Raw genomic sequence first — 18,558 nt, 5'->3', positions numbered from 1 at the left:
GTCGCTAGCACAACTAAAAACTCCCGCACCAAGAAAACCTGGTGCGGGAGTTTTTCTGTCGGCGCCTCTGCCCTTACGACAGCACCGTCCTACACCGAGCGCTTCGCAACAGCTGCTTTACGACGCGCATTCACACCACCAATGACAACCGGTAGCACGGAAATTGCAATGACCAGCAACATAATCTTGTCGATGGAGCTGGTGATTCCCGGAATGTTGCCCAGCAGCACACCAACAGCGACCATACTGGCGACCCAGCCAATCGCACCGGTGACATTCCAGCCGATGAACTTTCCGTAGGGCATATTCGCAGTGCCCGCCGCCAGCGGAACGTAGGTGCGCACAATGGGAACAAATCGCCCCAGCACCAACGACAGAGGTCCGTACTTGGCAAAGAACTTCTCGGCCGCTTCCAGACGATTAGTTCGCAGCACCTTGGCATTGTCGCTGAACAGTTTGCGGCCGAAGGAGTGGCCTAAGAAGTAACCGACTTGATCACCCAGCACCGCGGCAATAATACCGATAACCAGCACCTGCCAGGTATGGACATCTAGCTCTGACCTTAAGACGGCAGCAGTGACCAACAGCGAGTCACCGGGCAGAAAAGGAAAGAGCACACCGGACTCAATAAAGATGATGAGTCCAAGCCCCGCAAGCACCCAAGGACCAAACCCCTGGAGTAGAGCTTCGGGGTCTCCGATACCGGAGAGGAATCCAGAAAAATCCATAACGGTAATCTTTTCAGCAACAACTATCGATTCTGCTGAGCTAATTAGAGTATTTTGCTGAGAGTTTTTCTGGGTACTGTGTTTTAATCGCGCCCCTGATAGTCAAATACCGGCAGCGACCAGCCACGCCAAAGCGCCGCTAGTCGAATGAACAGTGCGGACAACACAGCACAGATGATGTTGATGTTCTCGTGCAGACCTACCATGTCGAGCACGTAGTAAAGCGTCGCCGCGACGACTGCGATGGAGGCATAGAGCTCCTTTTGAAACACCAGCGGGACTCGGTCACACATCAGGTCGCGGAGCACACCTCCAAACGCACCGGTAAGAACGGCGCCGACAATAGCGATGATGACGCCGTGCCCCATTTCCATGGCCACGCGGGCACCAATGATGGAAAACGCCGACAAGCCGATTGCGTCAGCGACCAAGAACACGACCCGAAAGTGCTTCATCAGGAAGTCGGCCAACAGCACCGTAATCAGTGCTGCACCGACGATAACCAGCAAATATTGCGGGCTTGCAACCCACACCAACGGATAGTGACCGAGAATGACATCGCGCAGGGTACCGCCGCCGATAGCAGTCATGCACGCAATTGTTGAAACTCCAAAGAGATCCATGCGCATTCGACCGGCCGCTAGTGCGCCGGTGACGCCTTCAGCCGTAATTCCGATGACCCAGAGGATGTGGAGCAGCATGATAAGAAATATAAATGACTTCGCCCGAATCGGTAGAACTATAGGCTAATATCCCGCAATCTTCGCCCCCTCGGCTCGGCCCGCTTCATTGCTTCCCGGCTAGCCCTAATCGCGAATCTCCAGCACCGGAATCGAGCGGCGAATCCGCTCCACCTCCGCTATATCCACATCGGCCACAAGCAACTGCGGGTCGTAGCCCGCCGAGGCAATGACTCCGCCGTCCGCATTGACCAACATGGAGTGCCCCGCGCCGGTCGGCCCCTCATCTTTCCCCGCGGCCTTCGCCCCACCAGGCCGGGCTGCATCGACTGCCGCAATCACACAAGTGCTATCCAGTGCGCGTGCCGACACCAGCGTCTGCCACTGCCTTACCTTGCCCGGGCCATCATTCCACGATGCAGGCAGCGCGATGACCTCTGCGCCCAGGTTGGCCAGTTGAATGAATTGCTCCGGGAACCTGATGTCAAAGCATGTCGCAAGACCGAGGGCGACCGACAATCCGTCGGCAAGCGGGACATCACAGACCACGTGCGCATTGCCCGGCGCGACAGTATCCGATTCGCGAAACCCAAAAGCGTCGAAGAGGTGGAGTTTGTCGTAGAACTCGACACCGGGGCCGTCCTCATCACGCCAAGCCAGAAGCAGCGAATTGAAGACGCGGTGCATCGTCTTACCGTCGCGCTCCACTTCATCTGCCGGCCGGAACATGCCGACCACCACGCTGATTCCGGCATCGTGAGCGGCCTGCGAGACCTCCGCTACGAACCTATCGCTGCTGGACTCCGCCACGACATCCAGGCGACCGGAATTGAACGCCTTCATCGTGGCCTCGGGGAAAACCACCAAATCGGCGTTGTCCTGTGCTGCCCGCGCGATAGTCACCTTCACCGCGTCCAGATTCTCTTCAACCGACGCTGACAATTCCAACTGAGCCAGTGCAATACGCATGCCTAAATGCTACCGACTACCCCGGATTGACCGCCCTGAAGTTATCCACAGCGCGGCTTCCTGCGTTGCTTCCGCTCAGAGTTATCCACAGTTCGCTGAAGATGGTCTTCCGCTGCCTTACTCCACCCAGCAGAATCAAAAACATGGCCGAAGACATCACAGTCAACCCAGCTCAACTATCCGCCTTAAGTCGTTCCTACCAGCAGATTTCCACTCGTATTGATGGTCTTTCCACCATCATCGCAGCTGCCCCGGGAAGCGCCGAGCTCACCTCTGCCCTGCCCGGCTCACGGATCGTCCCCGCTGCCTCCACTACTTGTGGGAAGTGGTCGGAATCATTGCTTGCTGCGTGCACAAACATCGACGTTATTGCGCAGGCTGCCGATGCCCTCGCTGTCAGCGCTCTCGCGCACGAGCATGACCAGTCCGCCGCCTTGGAAAAGCTGTCATGGTCACGGTAGGCGAAGCGCTGCTGTGGCGTGTGGATTCGCTGGAGACGCTTGCCCGGGCACTGCGTTCCGGGGCGCGCGCCCTCGCCGATTCCGCCGACAGTTCCCAGGGCGCACTCAACGCGCTCTCAGAGGACGACTTCGCCGGCGACAACCGCAGCGCCGCCGAGATTTCTGTCACCCACAGCGCCACGCGTCTGCGCCGGAGCAGCGTCGCGCTCGAACGTCTCGCCGCCTGCTGCAGCGACACCGCCGCCATGCTTAACGACGTCATCCGCGAACTTACCGCCGCGGTAAACCAGGCAACCAACCTGGGGTTTCAGGTGAACCTGGTTTCTGGTGCGGTGACTCCGCCAGAGGGCATGCTGTCCACGATTGCGCGCAGCCTCGTTCATCCCAAAATTCCTTCCGGGCCTTTCACCATGGCCGAATGGCGTGCAACCTCGCAGCTTCGGATTCAGTCGGCTTTGGCTGAACTCAACCGACTCGATGAGAAGGCGGCGGGCGCTATCTCAGCTCTTTCACCACTGGTGGCAAGCGAAGTTAGCGGCTCGGGTAGATTGCAGCCATCACAGGCTGGCGGCGGTACTGGCAACCCTGCAGGCAGAGGGCTTGACGGTGGTTGGGACTTGGAAGTTGGGAGCGGATTGACTGGGGCGTATTCGAGTAGACCGCTATCGGAGATAGATGCCGCCATGTCCGCTCGCGCCCGGGCTTTGGGCCTGCCTCCTGGACAACTATTGGAGTCCTCGCCTGGTCATTCTGCGATTGCGTTCGGTGACGTTGAGCGAGCATCGACTGTGATTACTCTCGTCCCCGGCACCAGCTCTAGCGCGGAGGACGCTAGCAGGCAGTTCGAGCGCGTAGCCGCGACCTTCCACGCCGCCGGTGAAGATCCGGAGGATGTGGCGGTGGTGTTGTTTTCCTATGACGCGCCGCCCGACCTCCGTGAGGCCATACGCACCGAGTATCACAATTTTGCCGCTGAGCGGCTGCAGCATTTGCAAGCTGGTTTGATTGAACGTTCCGGTGGTGTCGATAGTGGTGACACTGCGATTGCCGGTGGCATTACTAGCCACGGCACGTCTTCTACTCAGCGGCACGTTGTTGCCGGCTATAGCTATGGGGCGACGGTGGTCTCGCAGGCTTCCCTTGGTAGTGGCCTCTACGCGGATAGGGTGCTGCTCATAGCTCCGCCAGGTGTTGGCCCCGGACTGGAGCGCGCAAACGACATGAAACTACTCAAGCCGGACGGCACAGTCCGACCCGAATATGAGAATAGCCACCGTGTGGCAGTGGCGACGTCCCCGATGGACCCCATTCGTATACCTGCCGAACTGGGGATTCATGGGAAAAACCCAGCGGATAAGGATTTCGGCGCGTACACACTCAACCTGAGTGAGCGTGGCCTGTCCATGCGAGATTTGACCGATTTCATGGTCACTCCCGTGCAGGATATTCCTCAAAAGTATCGGCACATCCAGGGCAACCCACACATCGAACACTACTTTGACGACGAAGTTTTCACACGCGAGGCCAACCGGTGGCTAACTGACAGCTGACCGGTCTCTCAGATCAGCGGTTGCGAATCCACGGCCCAAATTAACAAGCCAAAAGAAAACGGACTAACCAGGCGACGCTGGTTAGTCCATTCACTCAGCCGTGTGGGATTACCTTTCCCCACCGCGGTTGTCTTTGTGCCGGCGTCGTGTGCGCGGCTCCCACATCACCACTGCCGTAGAGCGTGGGACGTGGACCAGTTCGCCTCGCGAACGACGAGCCTGTGCCTTTGCTTGATAGAGCTGCTCTCGCAGTTCTGCATTTTCCTGCTCAAGCGAATCCACCCGCTCAGTCAGGTCGATGATGGCCTTAATACCGGCCAGGTTGACGCCGTCTTCCTGACTCAGACGCTGAATCTCACGCAGCAGCGCCACATCGCGTTTGGTGTAGCGCCGACCTCCGCCGGAGGTTCGCTGCGGAGTTACCAACCCGAGTCGGTCATAATTACGCAGCGTCTGCGCATGCATGCCCGCGAGATTCGCGGCTACGGATATGACATAGACCTCAGTGTTGTCGGACATTATTTCGCACCTGCCCAACCCTCACGAGGATTGAACCCGCTGGCACGTTCCGCTTCGACGTAGGAGCGCAATGCCGAAGTGGCATTGTCGTCCAAATTGGTCGGCACCTTCACACGCACGGTTACCAACAGGTCACCTGGAGTGCCATTGCGCTTCGGGATTCCTCGACCGCGCACACGCAGTGTTCGGCCATCGGCTGTGCCAGCCGGGACACGCACGCGAATCTTGTCACCCAACGTCGGCACAGTAATAGTGCCGCCGAGCGCGAGCTCGCCGAAGCTCACGGGCACCGTGACCTCAAGGTCGTTGCCGCTGCGGGTGAAGACTTCATCCGGACGAACATGAACGGTGACAAAGAGGTCACCGGCCGGACGCCCCCGCAGTCCCGCTTCACCTTGGCCCGCAAGACGGACCTTCTGGCCGTCCACCACACCAGCGGGGACGCGAACGGTGATGGTACGACGGCGGGTGGTCACACCGGTGCCGTTACACTGCGAGCAAGGGTTCTCGATACGAGTGCCCTGGCCACCACAGTCCGCACACGGACTGGAGAAGCCGAAGGCCCCCTTTTGCTCCTTGACATATCCCGAACCATGACAGGTGGTACACGTCACCGGTGAGGTTCCCGGCGCTGCACCCGAACCATTGCAGTTCGTGCATGGCGACGGGTTGGTGAGCTGCAGCGGGATGGTGACACCTTGGGCAGCCTCGCGGAAATCGAGCGTAATCTCTGTCTCCACATCCGCACCACGGCGGGCCTTCTGCCGCCCGGCAGCACCAGCGCCACCATTGCGGTTTACGAAGCCACCCAGGAAATCACCTAGGCCACCTGCACCACCAGCATTGCCACCGAATCCGGCACCTCCGCCGAAGAGATCCGACACGTCGAAGTCGAATCCACGTGCACCGGCAGCACCGGCTCCGCCGGCACCTGCGGCACCGGGGAATCGGAAACCACCTGCGAGAGCTGCACGCAGCTCATCGTATTCGCGGCGCTTGTCCTCGTCACCGACCACCGAGTATGCCTCGGAGATTCGCTTGAACTTATCTTCAGCGGCCTTGTTACCCGGGTTCTTATCCGGGTGGTTCTCCCGGGCTAACTTGCGGTAGGCCTTTTTAATCTCGTCGAGTGACGCAGACTTAGAGACGCCCAAGTCAGCGTAATAGTCCTTATCTGCCCATTCCCGTTGAGTCATGGTGCATCTCCTCCTTTCAGAAAAACTAATTCAAAGAAATCTGCGTCACTTGTGTCTCCGCTACTGCGGATCGCCGATGATTACCATCGCCGTACGAATGACACGGTCATTAATTCGGTAGCCCTTGCGCAGCACATTGGCTAGAACCTTGTCATCCCCTTCGGAGAGATCCTGGACAGCCTCGTGGATGTCCGGGTTGAACTCCTCTCCTGCGGCACCAAATTCCTCAACACCCTGTGCGGTCAGCACGCCGCGGAATTTATCCGCGAAAGCCTTCAGCGGGGTGCCGTCTGCCAAGTCGCCGTGCTCTTCAGCCCGGTCGAGGTCATCAGCCAAAACCAGCAGTTCTCCAGCCAGCTTTGCCTTCGCCTGTACGCGCTCGGCTTCACGGTCTCGGTCAACTCGACGACGGTAGTTTGCGAACTCCGCCGACAGGCGCTGCAGGTCCTCCGTGCGCTCATCCAACTCACGCTGGATGGCTGCAACTGGGTCTGCAGCTTCCTCCGCGGCGGTGTCGCCGGCGGCACCTTCGGTCGCCGGCTCCACGTCGTCGTCAAGCTTGGCCTGCTCGAAGACCTCATTGACCTGATCGGCCAGGTTGGCCGGCTCCTCCGGGGTGGGCTGGTTTCCCTGATCCTGGTCAGTCATTCTTACTTGTCCTTCTCGTCCTCGTCGACGACCTCAGCGTCAACGACGTTGTCGTCAGCGTCAGCGGCCTCAGCACCCTCGGCTGCGGTTGCACCCTCAGCTGCCTGAGCCTCGTAGATAGCCTTACCCATCTCCTGGCTCTCGGTGGACAGCTTCTCGACGGCGGACTTGATGGCCTCGATGTCGGAGCCCTTCAGAGCCTCGTCAACTTCCTTGGCAGCCTCTTCAACGCGGTCGCGGATGTCCTGGGAAACCTTGTCCTCGTTCTCCGATGCGAACTTGCGGGTCTGGTAAGCCATGGACTCAGCCGAGTTGCGGACTTCCTGCTCCTCGCGGCGCTTCTTGTCCTCGTCAGCGTGCTTCTCAGCGTCCTTGATCATCTGGTCGATCTCCTCCTTGGAGAGGCCGGAGCCGTCCTGGATGGTGATCGTGTTTTCCTTACCAGTGCCCTTGTCCTTAGCAGTGACGTGGACAATGCCGTTGGCGTCGATGTCGAAGGTGACCTCAATCTGCGGGACACCACGCGGTGCCGGAGCGATACCGCCCAGCTCGAAAGAGCCCAGCAGCTTGTTAGCTGCAGCCATCTCACGCTCGCCCTGGAAGACCTGAATCTGAACGCTCGGCTGGTTATCTTCAGCGGTGGTGAAGGTCTCCGAACGCTTGGTCGGGATTGTGGTGTTGCGCTCGATCAGCTTGGTCATGACACCGCCCTTGGTCTCAATACCCAGCGACAGCGGGGTGACGTCGAGCAGCAGCACGTCCTTGACCTCACCGCGCAGAACGCCGGCCTGCAGAGCAGCACCGACTGCGACAACCTCGTCCGGGTTAACGCCCTTGTTCGGCTCACGACCACCGGTCAGTTCCTTGACCAGCTCAGAGACTGCCGGCATACGGGTGGAACCACCGACCAGCACGACGTGGTCAATGTCGGAAACCGGAATATCAGCGTCAGCAATGACCTGCTGGAACGGCTTACGAGTGCGGTCAAGCAAATCGGAGGTGATGCGCTGGAACTCAGTACGGGACAGGGTCTCGTCCAGGAACAGCGGGTTCTTGTCAGCATCAACGGTGATGTACGGCAGGTTGATAGATGCCTGCTGCGAGGAGGACAGCTCAATCTTGGCCTTCTCAGCAGCCTCACGCAAACGCTGCAGAGCCATCTTGTCCTTGGTCAGGTCAATGCCGTTGCTGGACTGGAACTTCTCAACCAACCAGTCAACGATGCGCTGATCCCAGTCATCGCCACCGAGCTTGTTATCACCAGCAGTTGCGCGAACCTCAACAACACCATCGCCAATCTCCAGCAGGGAGACGTCGAAGGTACCGCCACCGAGGTCGAAGACCAGAATGGTCTGCTCCTTGTCGGACTTCTCCAGACCGTAAGCAAGTGCAGCAGCAGTCGGCTCATTGACAATGCGCAGGACGTTCAGGCCAGCAATCTGACCCGCTTCCTTGGTTGCCTGACGCTCAGCGTCGTTGAAGTAAGCCGGAACGGTAATAACCGCATCAGTGACGTCGTCACCCAGGTAAGACTCAGCGTCGCGCTTCAGCTTCATCAGCGTACGAGCGGAAATCTCCTGCGGAGTGTACTTCTTGTCATCAATCTCGATGCTCCAGTCAGTACCCATGTGGCGCTTGACCGAACGAATAGTGCGATCAACGTTAGTGACAGCCTGGTTCTTAGCGGACTGGCCAACCAGGACCTCACCATTCTTTGCAAATGCAACCACCGACGGAGTGGTGCGCGAACCCTCAGCGTTCGCAATCACCTGAGCCTCGCCGCCCTCGAGGACGGAGACACAGGAGTTCGTCGTACCCAAGTCAATACCAACAGCGCGTCCCATGATGAACACCTTTCTAGAAGAGTAAAAGAATTGCCCTTAAGTCTTACGCGCTCAAGTCTGCATTGCCGTAGAAAATCTGTCAAGCAAACTTGAGTGTGTCCGACTCAATGTTTGTCATGCTATGCAACGGACTATGGGACAAAGTTATTCCAACCCGACTCAACTTTTCTAGAAAAATCTCCATCACCCCAGGTCACCGCGATGAAAGATTTTTGTAAAACTATGCGCTAAAGCCACTCACGGTAGCCGACAGCGCAATTTTCTATACAGAATCCTGTCTTCGGCCTCCAGGGGGAATTTCTTAGCACTAGCCCTGGGAACTTTCCTGCAAAGCGAACCGACTAATCCCCTGACGTGATTTGCAGCCACCGGCTCATCAACAGGCCATGTCCTTGTTACCCCATGGCCTGACACCGAATCAGCTCTGGCGGCTCCACTAATACATGTCTAGATTCTCCCCATTTACGGGGCGATTGAGCCAAGAATTCATCCCACTTTTTTAGGAGTTTTTCGTGCCTCAGAATGCACAGCGACACCATCTCCCCTTTTTCCGTGGGCTCGCAGTAGCGTCGGCAAGCGCTGCACTAACCCTCGCCTTCCCTGCCATTGCATCCGCACATGTGCATGCAACCCCGTCGTCTGCCCCGATTGGCGGCTACGCGGATCTGGCTTTCGGGGTCGGCCATGGCTGCGACGGTTCGCCGACGACGAAGGTCGAGTTCACCATCCCGGAGGAGTTCGAAAAGGTTACGCCGAACATGAACGCGAACTGGGATGTCACGAAGGAGTCGACCGGCTCTGGCGAGAATGAAAAGGTGCAGAAGGTCATCTACACCGCAAAGACTCCACTGCCGTCGGACCTGAAGGATTCTCTGACGCTCAGCGTGAAGGTGGCTGATGATGCAAAGCCGTCGACGGTTGAGGTGCCGACGCTGCAAACCTGTGAAAAGGGTTCGATGAACTGGGCTGAAAAGGACCACGATAGCGATTACCCGGTTCCAACCGTGGAGCTGATTGAGAAGTCGGCAGACGATGAACATAGCCACGGTCACGACCACAGCCACAGTCATGGCACCGGCGAGACAGAGCACGGCGATAACCACTCGGGCAACGTGGAGCATTCCGCAGCTACTACCAGCGAGGACTCAAGCAGCACGCTTGGTGGCTGGGGCCTGGGACTCGGCCTCGTGGGCGCACTGACCGGTATTGCCGCATTGGTGATTTCACTGCGTAAGCGAGGTTAAATCGCTTTGACATTTCTTGAACAGTTTTCCCGCCTTTACCCGGCACGGACGAACCATTGAGGTTTTGAAACGGTTTTCTAAGCGAATAAGGATTCAAGGGTCTGGTTTCCGATAGCTAATTGGAACCAGACCCTTTCGTCATTCCGCGACCAAACACCCTCCGCTAGAAAGCTGCCGGACCTCCGGTCCAACCCATCAAGAGCAGCTCAACCTAGCGCGCGAGTCACTGGAGAATGGTCAAATTAAACTGCTTAATCAACGGAGATAGAGCTGCAGCACCATTTGAAATTGCGTCATGAGGGAAGCCGTAACTTGTCATCCCCACTGCATAAATCCGGTTTGGGTCTTCTGGATCCACAGCCCAAACTGCCCCGCCAGAATCGCCATGGTCCGAAATATTTCCGAATCCGAACATGTAACTCCCCACAGTCTCTTTGTAGGGGCCACATGAAAGCCCACTACGGTACCCAAGACGGCAAACGCGAGGTTGTTCTTGCTCGAGCCATTGAGGACTTGCCCAGCCAGCTAACTCCGCCCCCTTAAGCATGGGAGTGCCGTAAACATTCTTAGGGTTAACAGTCAACTCAATCAATGCATGATCTGTCGGGTTGTTCTTAGCCTCCAGGTCAAACGACCTCCAGACAAATTGTCCGACTTTATAGAACTTCCCTTTTTCATCCTCTACGTATACGCTGTCTCCCTTATTCCCGCAGTGCCCAGCACTTGTGATGTAGTGCCGCTGGGGTTCATCCTTGTTGTACACCCACCACGCAAAGGAACAGGATGAAGTCGAATCACCAGCCCCCTTCACAAGAAAACGAGCTCCCGGCGCAATAAGCGCTGAGTTTTCGAGGAACTCCCATCCTTGACTATTGCGGTAGATTTTCTCATTCTCTGGATTACTAGGCTCCAGTTTGGTCGAACCATCACCCATTCCCTCAACATCGGTGCCCGATTCCGCTGAACCGGTGTCCGATTTATCGGAACTATCATCGGGTTTTTCCATCCCCGAACTGGGCGCACTAGTCGAAGATTGGCTGTCATCCCCCTGAGACTGCCCTGCACTTTCTTCCTGCGAAGTTGATGTTGAAGAACTTTCTCCGACCCCCATAGCGTTTTTCAAAGAATCTGCATCGCATGCACTCAACCCCACTGCCAGCAAAGCCGCGATTGTGGAAGCCCAAACTCGTCGCTTGAATGACTTGCCCCTCTTACCGCTTCCCTCGGTGACCAAACCGACACTCGATGATGTAAGCGAGCGTGTCTCCATTTCCGGATTCATATCAATACTCCTGTGACGCTTAAGTCATTTCGATCGATGGACCCACATATGCCCGCGAGTGCAAACTTTTACGTAGGTTTTCGGTCATTTGATGAGCTTTTGTCGCGATTGGACTGCTAGCTTCGTCGTAAGTATAAGAAGAAACCTTCCATTCGGCATCAAAAGGTGAATAAGTTTTCGGCACTTTCTTATAACGTCGTTAGCCCAGCTCCGGCCACAAAACGCCACAAACACAGATTCCCGATCACACTGACCTACCCTGCCGTCGCTTTCCCATCCAGGAAAGCACCGATGTAATCGTCGTAAAGCCCCACCCAAATCCGGCCCCACGGGTAACCTCGCTTACAACCTGATTTCTATTACCGCTTTGGAGACACGAATATGTCCGAGTACACCAACATCCTTACCGAAACCCGAGGTCGCGTCGGCATTATCACCCTGAACCGCCCGAAGGCACTGAACGCCCTGAACCACAAGACCATGGAAGAGATCGGCGCAGCAGCCACCGCTTTCGACAACGACTCGGGAATCGGCGCGATTATCATCACCGGCTCCGAGAAGGCGTTTGCCGCAGGTGCGGACATTAAGGAGATGGCGGACAAGTCCGGCACCGAGATGTATGTCTCTGACTGGTTCGCACGTTGGGATGTTCTGACTTCCGTCCGCACTCCAGTTATCGCCGCCGTCAACGGCTACGCCCTGGGCGGTGGCTGCGAGGTCGCTATGATGGCAGACTTCATCATCGCTGGCGCTAAGGCCAAGTTCGGTCAGCCTGAGGTTAACCTCGGCATCTCTCCGGGCATGGGCGGCTCGCAGCGTCTCACCCGCGCAATCGGCAAGGCTAAGGCAATGGAGATGTGCCTCACCGGCCGCATGATGGGTGCCGAGGAAGCTGAGTGCGCAGGTCTGGTCGCCCGCGTCGTCGAGCCGGACGCGCTTCTCGACGAGGCCCTGAAGGTCGCCGACACCATTGCGTCGAAGTCGCTGGTTGCCACTACCCAGATTAAGGAACAGATCAACCAGGCCTACGAAATGACGCTGTCGCAGGGACTGCTCTTTGAGCGTCGCACCTTCCACTCCCTGTTCTCCTCCAATGACCAGAAGGAAGGCATGGCCGCTTTCACTGAAAAGCGCGAGGCAAACTTCACCAATTCCTAGAAACTGCTAGTTCACAGTCGACGGGACTGCCAGCCACAGAGCCGAGTTGTCGGCGGCAGCATAGGTGTCTCGTGCACGCGGTGTGTGCGTTGGAGAAGTCACAATGACAGCAGCACGAACGCCACGGGCTCCCGATCCTGCAAGGTATGCAGTGCCTGCCGCGTTTTCAACGGTGGAGTCTGAGTTTGTTTCCATCGTGATTCGTCGCTTCCACACTCCCATAGATGCAAGCGCATCACGCATGTACTCAGCCTCAGTCTGGCAGCCCGGCTGAGTACGACCACCCGTGACGACGACCGGGTTAAGCGGATGACGCAGCGCCAGCGAACGTGCAGTTTCCAATCGGGACGTCAAAACAGCTGGAGCACTGCAGTCGGGATTGAGACGGGCCCCGAGCACAATAATCGGCACCTGAGGATCAAGTAACGCAGTCTCCGCAGCTGCACGTCCGACCGGGGAAACCACCACTGGAGTCGCAAGCGAGCTATTGAACGCCTTGACTGCGACGGCACTGACCGGATTGGCGTTTGCCACTACACCCGAGCCAAAGACCGCACTCGCAGTAAGAATAAGGCCTGCTCCAGCCATAGCGATTGCACGGAAAGATCGCGCCATTAAAGTCCCTCTCAAGAAAAAGTGGCACGGAGAAATCCATACCCCACATGCCATTTAGAATCAGGCGGATAAATCCGCAGTATCACGCCGCTAATACTAGGCGCTACACAAAATGGCGCCTACATAAGAATTACGCGGGGGTGGCCAGGCACTCTCTTCGCCACCAAAATAGCACGCCGCCTACCAGGTAAATTGCGGACGTAGAGGCTTTTAAATCCACTTGGGATTCATAAAAGTGAGTTACATTTAATGACTTTTTCGTTAACTGCCAGCAAATCCCGGGATCCAATAGCAAATTATCGACCAAAACACAGGTACAGAAGTCACTATTGTTATTTATGTTAAGAATGTAACGCATGTGAATACATGTCTGCTTCAGTCAATTTTCGAAGGCCAACACACCACCGAGCACCCTCTCCGTCTCGCGACACAGCCCCGTCCCGACGCTCCAGCGCCACCCCCGCAATGCGTCCGCAAAACATCGAATCGGCAACACTCGACAACTACATACACGCAACGCCACCGCCACTTCCGCCCATAAAAGCGTGACGACGAAAGTGTCGCGCGCCGTCGTTAAGCGAAGACGTTAAAACCCGTCGAAACCCTCTCGAATAAAACAACGATTTTTTTGCGTAATTCGTCAAATAACCGCTGGTTACACCGTGTATCGATGAATTCAGCACTATTTTGCACATTAGTTAGGTAAGCGTCCGCGGCTCGTGATAGAACTCACAAGAGAACTATTTTCACTCAGCCATCACCCTGGCTGAGCCAGCCTAGAAGGAACATTATGAGCGTGCTCAACCTCGCCGCGGCGACGGCTGACACGGCGATTCCGGAATCTACCGGATTCACCGTCGCAGTCGGCGTTATTGGCGTCCTGTTGTCCCTGCCCTGCTGGTTCATCTTTATTAAGGGATTCACCCATATGGTGAAGACCATCATGGTGGGCCAAAAGACGTACGGTCACACCGGTGAATGGGGAACCCGTATTTGGACCATGATCCGAGAGATCGTCGGTCACACCAAGATGGCCAAGAAGCCCGGCGTTGCTGTGGCTCACTGGTTCGTCATGGTGGGCTTCCTCCTCGGTTCCCTAGTGTGGTTCGAGGCGTACATTCAGACCTTCTGGCCAGCCGGTGGTTGGCCAATCCTCAGGAATCTGACCGCCTGGCACTTCATCGACGAACTGCTCGGCCTGGGCACCACCCTGGGCATCCTGGCACTGATTCTCGTCCGCCAGACCAACCTGGGCAAGGAGCGTCTGAGCCGCTTCTACGGATCCAACGCCAAGGCTGCCTACTTCGTTGAGGCCGTCGTCCTCATCGAGGGCCTGGGCATGATGTTCGTCAAGGCTGCCAAGCTGGCTACCTACGGCGACCACGGTCACACTGGCGCCGAGGTCTGGACCTGGGCGAACTTCGTCACCGGTGGTATCGCACAGATTCTGCCGGCCTCCGAAGTCATGGTGTCCATCTTCGCGCTGATTAAGCTGCTGTCCGGTATGGTCTGGCTCTTCGTTGTTGGCCGCAACCTCACTTGGGGTGTCGCATGGCACCGCTTCCTGGCGTTCGCCAACATCCTGCTCAAGCGCAACGCTGACGGCTACAACGCCCTCGCTGGGGCTAAGCCGATGACCTCTAACGGCGAAATCCTGAACCTGGAAGAGGCTGACCCGGAGGTTGACTCCATGGGCACCGGCGTAGTCACCGACCACTCCTGGAAGGCTCTGCTGGACTTCACCTCCTGCACCGAGTGTGGTCGCTGCCAGGAGCAGTGCCCGGCATGGAACACTTCCAAGCCGCTGTCCCCGAAGCTGCTGGTTAACCAGCTGCGTGACCACGCTTACGCTTCTGCCCCGTACCTGTTGGCTGGCGAGACCATCGAAACCGCTCGCGAGGGCGAAGGTGCTGGCGCAGCACTCCTGACCAAGCCGCTGGTTGGCGACGGCGACGAGGGCATCATCGACCAGGACGTTCTGTGGTCCTGCACCAACTGTGGTGCCTGTGTTGAGCAGTGCCCGGTTGACATTGAGCACATCGACCACATCGTTGATATGCGTCGCTACCAGGTCCTGGTGGAGTCGGACTTCCCGACCGAGCTGGCTGGCCTGTTCAAGAACCTTGAGACCAAGGGCAACCCGTGGGGCCAGAACGCTTCCACTCGCGCCGACTGGATCAATGAGGTCCGCAAGGAAGGCGTCGTTGTCCCGATTTGGGGCGAGGATGTCGAGAGCTTCGACGATACCGAGTACCTGTTCTGGGTCGGTTGTGCCGGTGCTTACGACGACAATGCGAAGAAGACCACCAAGGCTGTTGCAGAGATGCTTTACACCGCAGGTGTGAAGTACGCTGTGCTCTCCCAGGCCGAGGGTTGTACTGGCGACTCCGCTCGCCGTGCTGGTAACGAATTCCTCTTCCAGATGTTGGCTGAGCAGAACATCGAGCAGCTCGACGAGGTCTTCGACGGTGTGCCGCCTAAGCAGCGCAAGATTGTCGTCACCTGTGCGCACTGCTTCAACACCTTCAAGAACGAGTACCCGGAGCTGGGCGGGCAGTACGAAGTTGTCCACCACACCCAGCTGCTGAACAAGCTGGTTCGTGCTAACCGCCTGCAGCCGGTTGCTTCGGGTCAGGGCCGCCAGGTCACCTACCACGACCCATGCTTCCTGGGCCGCCACAACAAGGTATTCGAAGCTCCGCGTGAGCTGATTGGCGCGTCCGGCGCCAACCTCGTCGAAATGCCACGTAATAAGAACACCGGCTTCTGCTGTGGTGCTGGTGGCGCTCGCATGTGGATGGAAGAGACCATCGGTCAGCGCATCAACGTAAACCGCACCGAAGAGGCTGTCGGAACCGGCGCTGAGGCAATTGCCATCGGCTGCCCGTTCTGTAAGACGATGATGAACGATGGCGTCAACAACGTCATCAAGGACGACGAGAAGAAGCCGGAGGTCCTGGACATCGCCCAGATGCTCCGCGACTCCGTGAAGGTCGACGGCGAGCTGCCGCAGGCACGCGAACCGGAGTGGATTGAGCAGCCGGAGCGTGGCTGGGTCGATCCGAAGAAGGCTGAAGAGGAAGAGCGTCAGCGCCTCGAGGAAGAGGAAGCTAAGCGCAAGAAGGCTGAGGCTGCCGAGAAGAAGAAGGCAGAGAAGGCTTCCGCTGCCGGCGCTGGTGCCGCAGCTGCTGGTGCTGCTGCAGGCGCTGCCGCCAAGGGTGGCGCTCCGACTCCGGGTGGTGCTCCGAAGCCGGGTGGTGCCAAGGCCGGCGCACCGACCCCAGGTGGTGCCAAGAAGGGCGCTCCGACTCCGGGTGGTGCTCCAAAGCCAGGCGGTGCCAAGGCCGGCGCACCAACTCCGGGTGGCGCCAAGAAGGGCGCTCCTGCTCCGGGTGGCGCTCCGAAGCCAGGCGGTGCCAAGGCCGGCGCCCCGGTTCCAGGTGGTGCAAAGGGCGGCGCCCCGACCCCAGGCGGTGCCAAGAAGGGTGCTCCAGCTCCGGGCGGCGCTCCGAAGCCAGGCGGAGCAAAGGCCGGCGCACCGGTTCCAGGTGGCGCTAAGAAGGGCGCTCCAGTTCCGGGCGGCGCCAAGGCCGCTAAGCCGGCCGCGCAGGCAGAGCCAGCAGCTGCAGAAACCGAAGCTCCGGCTGAGGCTCCGAAGGCAACCAAGGGCGCTCCGATTCCGGGTGACGCACGCAAGGGTGCCCCGGTTCCAGGTGGTGCTAAGAAGGCAGCCCCGGCCGCCAAGCCGAAGGCCGAGGAAACCGCTCCCGCCGAGGACACCGCTGCTGAAGTAGCGGCCACCGAGTCCGAGCAGCCAGCAGCTGAGCAGCCAGCAGCTGAGCAGCCGAAGACCGCATCCGGTGCTCCGGTTCCGGGCGGCGCACGCAAGGGCGCTCCAATCCCGGGTGGCGCACGCAAGGTCAAGCCAGTCGCCAGCACCCCTGCCCCGGCAGCAGAGGAAACCGAAGCTCAGGAGGCTCCTGCTCAGCCAGAGGCAGAGCAGGCTCCGGCGCAACCAGAGGTTACCGAACAGCAGTCGGCGGAAGATGCCACCTCCACCGAGCAGGCCACTGAGACCCCAGCCGAGGAGACGCAGGCGCCGTCGGCAAGCGCTAAGAACCTTCCGCGCAACCAGCACGGAGTTCCGCTGCCAGGATCGGCGCGACGTAAGTAGCGCTCGCTAAGTAAGCAGGAATCCGCCCGAGAGGTTATTCTTCCCGGGCGGATTTTTTGTGCTTTACGACGATCCCTGCGCCACGGCATTAATCATGCAAATGGCACTCTCAACCGCACTGACAATATATTGATTACTGCATATTGATTACTGCATCCCGTTAGAGATGACCGCGTTGTGGTGTGGAAAGAGGTCTTGGCGTAGTGATTAAGAAATCGCTGTCACAGATAAGGGACTTTCTGAGGACTCCGGGGTCAGTGGAGATGGTCATTGCGCTGGTTCTCACGGCTCTCGATGCGCTAATTTTCCGCGAGAGCAACTCTGATCTATTGTTGCCGACCATTATCGGTGGCCTTCAGGTCATTCTTGTTGCAGTGGCCACGTATTTGCCGCTCTTTGCCATGGTGGTTGTCCCAGCGAATTTCTTGGCGTTGACCTTCCTCCCAACAGAGCAAGCTCCAATGCAGATTTTCTGTGCGCTTCTCATCGTGGAAGTGATGCGTGCTAACAACAACAAGATGCCGGCGAGAATCACTGCGTTGCTCTTGTTGGTGATTTCAAACTACGACGTAAACACAAGTACTTTCGCACGCGACCATGTCGCGACCTTTGTGACAACACTGCTTTTTGTAATTGCCTACGCCATCGGCATGATGCGCAGCCGCTACAAAGAGCAACGCCGGCGGGCAACGATTGAATCTAACCGCGCTCTGGAAGAACAACGCCTTGAGTTGGCGACCGTACTGCACGACTCCACCGCCAAGTCCTTTACTCGCGTAACCATGCTGGCGCAGGCGCTCGCCATCGAGCGAGAAGGGACCGATGAAAAACTTGAGGAATCCCTGGAGGACATCGCGGAGACCTCCCGAGAAGGCCTGCTGCAACTTCGCCAGTTGCTTTCATTGCTGAAATCCGCTGACGACGAGAGTTCTTTGACCTCAGCTATCGGCCAGGATGAGCGAGTTCCCAGCATGAACAAGGTGCTCCAACAGGCCAAAGATGAACTACAGGAAGCTGGGTTTAACGTTTCGCTGGCCACGAGGATCGAAACCGAGCCCTCTTTGACGCAGATTTCAGAGGTTATCTCGCCGGCGCTGTCGGAGTTCTGCACGAACATTCAGAAGTACGGCGAACCGCAAACGAACGTTCACATTCTGGCGCTGAGCAACGAGGAAGATGGCTTCACGCTCGACATCAGCAATCAGGTATCGAAGGCGCTACCGCATTTTCTGCCGCGGGCGATGCTCTCGAGCGGTTTGGGGCTTTCCTCACTGCATCGGCGAGTGCGACCGTGGGACGGTTCCATCACGTCAGAACGAGAAGGAAATGTGTGGAATTGCAAACTCCACATGCCACCTACCAACCAGTAGGTTACGCTAGCGTAAGATTGATGTAGTAGCCGCCTGTGACGAAGATATCTCTCGAAAAGTCCTGGTTAGCGTAGTAATATCACACGATGACAGATATTGTTCGGTTTTTATAACTTCTAT

Annotated in this window: 15 protein-coding genes; 6 read left to right on the top strand and 9 right to left on the bottom strand. The window is 57.7% G+C overall.

Features of this window, described 5'->3' with window-relative positions; translation table 11 throughout:
* Positions 1 to 89 precede the first annotated feature (89 nt).
* The 3 genes from HMPREF2787_RS06700 to HMPREF2787_RS06690 form a co-directional block, all read right to left on the bottom strand.
* Positions 90 to 728 (bottom strand): DedA family protein, encoded by a 639-nt coding sequence (locus tag HMPREF2787_RS06700; RefSeq protein WP_016421557.1) that lies wholly within the window; start codon positions 726 to 728, stop codon positions 90 to 92.
* An 83-nt stretch (positions 729 to 811) separates the two neighbouring features.
* Positions 812 to 1,429 (bottom strand): trimeric intracellular cation channel family protein, encoded by a 618-nt coding sequence (locus tag HMPREF2787_RS06695; RefSeq protein ID WP_016421558.1) that lies wholly within the window; start codon positions 1,427 to 1,429, stop codon positions 812 to 814.
* Between the two features lie 105 nt (positions 1,430 to 1,534).
* Entirely contained in the window at positions 1,535 to 2,377 is an 843-nt protein-coding gene (locus HMPREF2787_RS06690; protein ID WP_070549986.1) for a nitrilase-related carbon-nitrogen hydrolase, read from the bottom strand.
* Between the two features lie 143 nt (positions 2,378 to 2,520).
* Here HMPREF2787_RS06690 and HMPREF2787_RS06685 point away from each other — a divergent pair, with 143 nt between their 5' ends.
* Together HMPREF2787_RS06685 and HMPREF2787_RS06680 are read left to right on the top strand one after the other, a co-directional pair.
* Complete coding sequence (locus HMPREF2787_RS06685) at positions 2,521 to 2,838, top strand: hypothetical protein (RefSeq protein WP_070858846.1); 318 nt, start codon at positions 2,521 to 2,523, stop codon at positions 2,836 to 2,838.
* Positions 2,826 to 4,388 carry an alpha/beta hydrolase gene (locus HMPREF2787_RS06680; RefSeq protein ID WP_070858845.1) on the top strand — a complete coding sequence of 521 codons (1,563 nt, stop codon included), beginning with the start codon at positions 2,826 to 2,828 and terminating at the stop codon, positions 4,386 to 4,388. The genes HMPREF2787_RS06685 and HMPREF2787_RS06680 overlap by 13 nt, the downstream gene beginning before the upstream one ends.
* Positions 4,389 to 4,496: 108 nt before the next feature.
* On the opposite strand, the gene HMPREF2787_RS06675 is transcribed toward HMPREF2787_RS06680, so the two are convergent.
* Genes HMPREF2787_RS06675 through dnaK form a run of 4 tightly spaced genes read right to left on the bottom strand, consistent with a single transcriptional unit; the run spans position 4,497 to position 8,595 of the window.
* Positions 4,497 to 4,907, bottom strand: coding sequence for a heat shock protein transcriptional repressor HspR (locus HMPREF2787_RS06675; RefSeq protein WP_016421562.1), 411 nt, complete (start codon positions 4,905 to 4,907; stop codon positions 4,497 to 4,499).
* Complete coding sequence (gene dnaJ, locus HMPREF2787_RS06670; protein WP_005511752.1) at positions 4,907 to 6,103, bottom strand: molecular chaperone DnaJ; 1,197 nt, start codon at positions 6,101 to 6,103, stop codon at positions 4,907 to 4,909. The genes HMPREF2787_RS06675 and dnaJ overlap by 1 nt, the downstream gene beginning before the upstream one ends.
* Positions 6,104 to 6,163: 60 nt before the next feature.
* A complete protein-coding gene (grpE, locus tag HMPREF2787_RS06665; RefSeq protein ID WP_016421563.1) occupies positions 6,164 to 6,751 on the bottom strand; it encodes a nucleotide exchange factor GrpE in 588 nt (195 codons plus the stop codon).
* A gap of 2 nt (positions 6,752 to 6,753) precedes the next feature.
* A complete protein-coding gene (gene dnaK / locus HMPREF2787_RS06660) occupies positions 6,754 to 8,595 on the bottom strand; it encodes a molecular chaperone DnaK (RefSeq protein ID WP_070858844.1) in 1,842 nt (613 codons plus the stop codon).
* Between the two features lie 512 nt (positions 8,596 to 9,107).
* On the opposite strand from dnaK, the gene HMPREF2787_RS06655 reads away from it, so the two are divergent.
* The gene (locus tag HMPREF2787_RS06655; RefSeq protein ID WP_070858843.1) at positions 9,108 to 9,839 is read left to right on the top strand and encodes a YcnI family protein; all 732 of its coding nucleotides are present in this window, start codon (positions 9,108 to 9,110) and stop codon (positions 9,837 to 9,839) included.
* Positions 9,840 to 10,062: 223 nt separating this feature from the next.
* On the opposite strand, the gene HMPREF2787_RS06650 is transcribed toward HMPREF2787_RS06655, so the two are convergent.
* Complete coding sequence (locus HMPREF2787_RS06650; RefSeq protein WP_016421566.1) at positions 10,063 to 11,121, bottom strand: chymotrypsin family serine protease; 1,059 nt, start codon at positions 11,119 to 11,121, stop codon at positions 10,063 to 10,065.
* 381 nt (positions 11,122 to 11,502) lie between these two features.
* Here HMPREF2787_RS06650 and HMPREF2787_RS06645 point away from each other — a divergent pair, with 381 nt between their 5' ends.
* Positions 11,503 to 12,279: an enoyl-CoA hydratase gene (locus HMPREF2787_RS06645; protein WP_070602401.1), complete on the top strand. Its 777-nt coding sequence runs from the start codon at positions 11,503 to 11,505 to the stop codon at positions 12,277 to 12,279.
* 6 nt (positions 12,280 to 12,285) lie between these two features.
* Here HMPREF2787_RS06645 and HMPREF2787_RS06640 read toward each other — a convergent pair whose 3' ends face one another.
* Positions 12,286 to 12,894 (bottom strand): YdcF family protein, encoded by a 609-nt coding sequence (locus tag HMPREF2787_RS06640; RefSeq protein WP_048734430.1) that lies wholly within the window; start codon positions 12,892 to 12,894, stop codon positions 12,286 to 12,288.
* Positions 12,895 to 13,684: 790 nt separating this feature from the next.
* On the opposite strand from HMPREF2787_RS06640, the gene HMPREF2787_RS06635 reads away from it, so the two are divergent.
* On the top strand, positions 13,685 to 17,068 hold the full coding sequence (locus HMPREF2787_RS06635) for a heterodisulfide reductase-related iron-sulfur binding cluster (protein WP_070858842.1): 3,384 nt from the start codon (positions 13,685 to 13,687) through the stop codon (positions 17,066 to 17,068).
* Positions 17,069 to 17,331: 263 nt separating this feature from the next.
* Positions 17,332 to 18,438 (top strand): histidine kinase, encoded by a 1,107-nt coding sequence (locus HMPREF2787_RS06630; protein WP_246824236.1) that lies wholly within the window; start codon positions 17,332 to 17,334, stop codon positions 18,436 to 18,438.
* The last annotated feature ends 120 nt before the right edge of the window (positions 18,439 to 18,558 follow it).

Origin of the sequence: Corynebacterium sp. HMSC061H03 (assembly GCF_001838215.1) — a bacterium.
Taxonomy (GTDB): Bacteria; Actinomycetota; Actinomycetes; order Mycobacteriales; family Mycobacteriaceae; genus Corynebacterium; species Corynebacterium jeikeium_D.
Note: the sequence above shows the minus strand (reverse complement) of the source record. Positions and strands in the feature narration are given on the sequence as shown.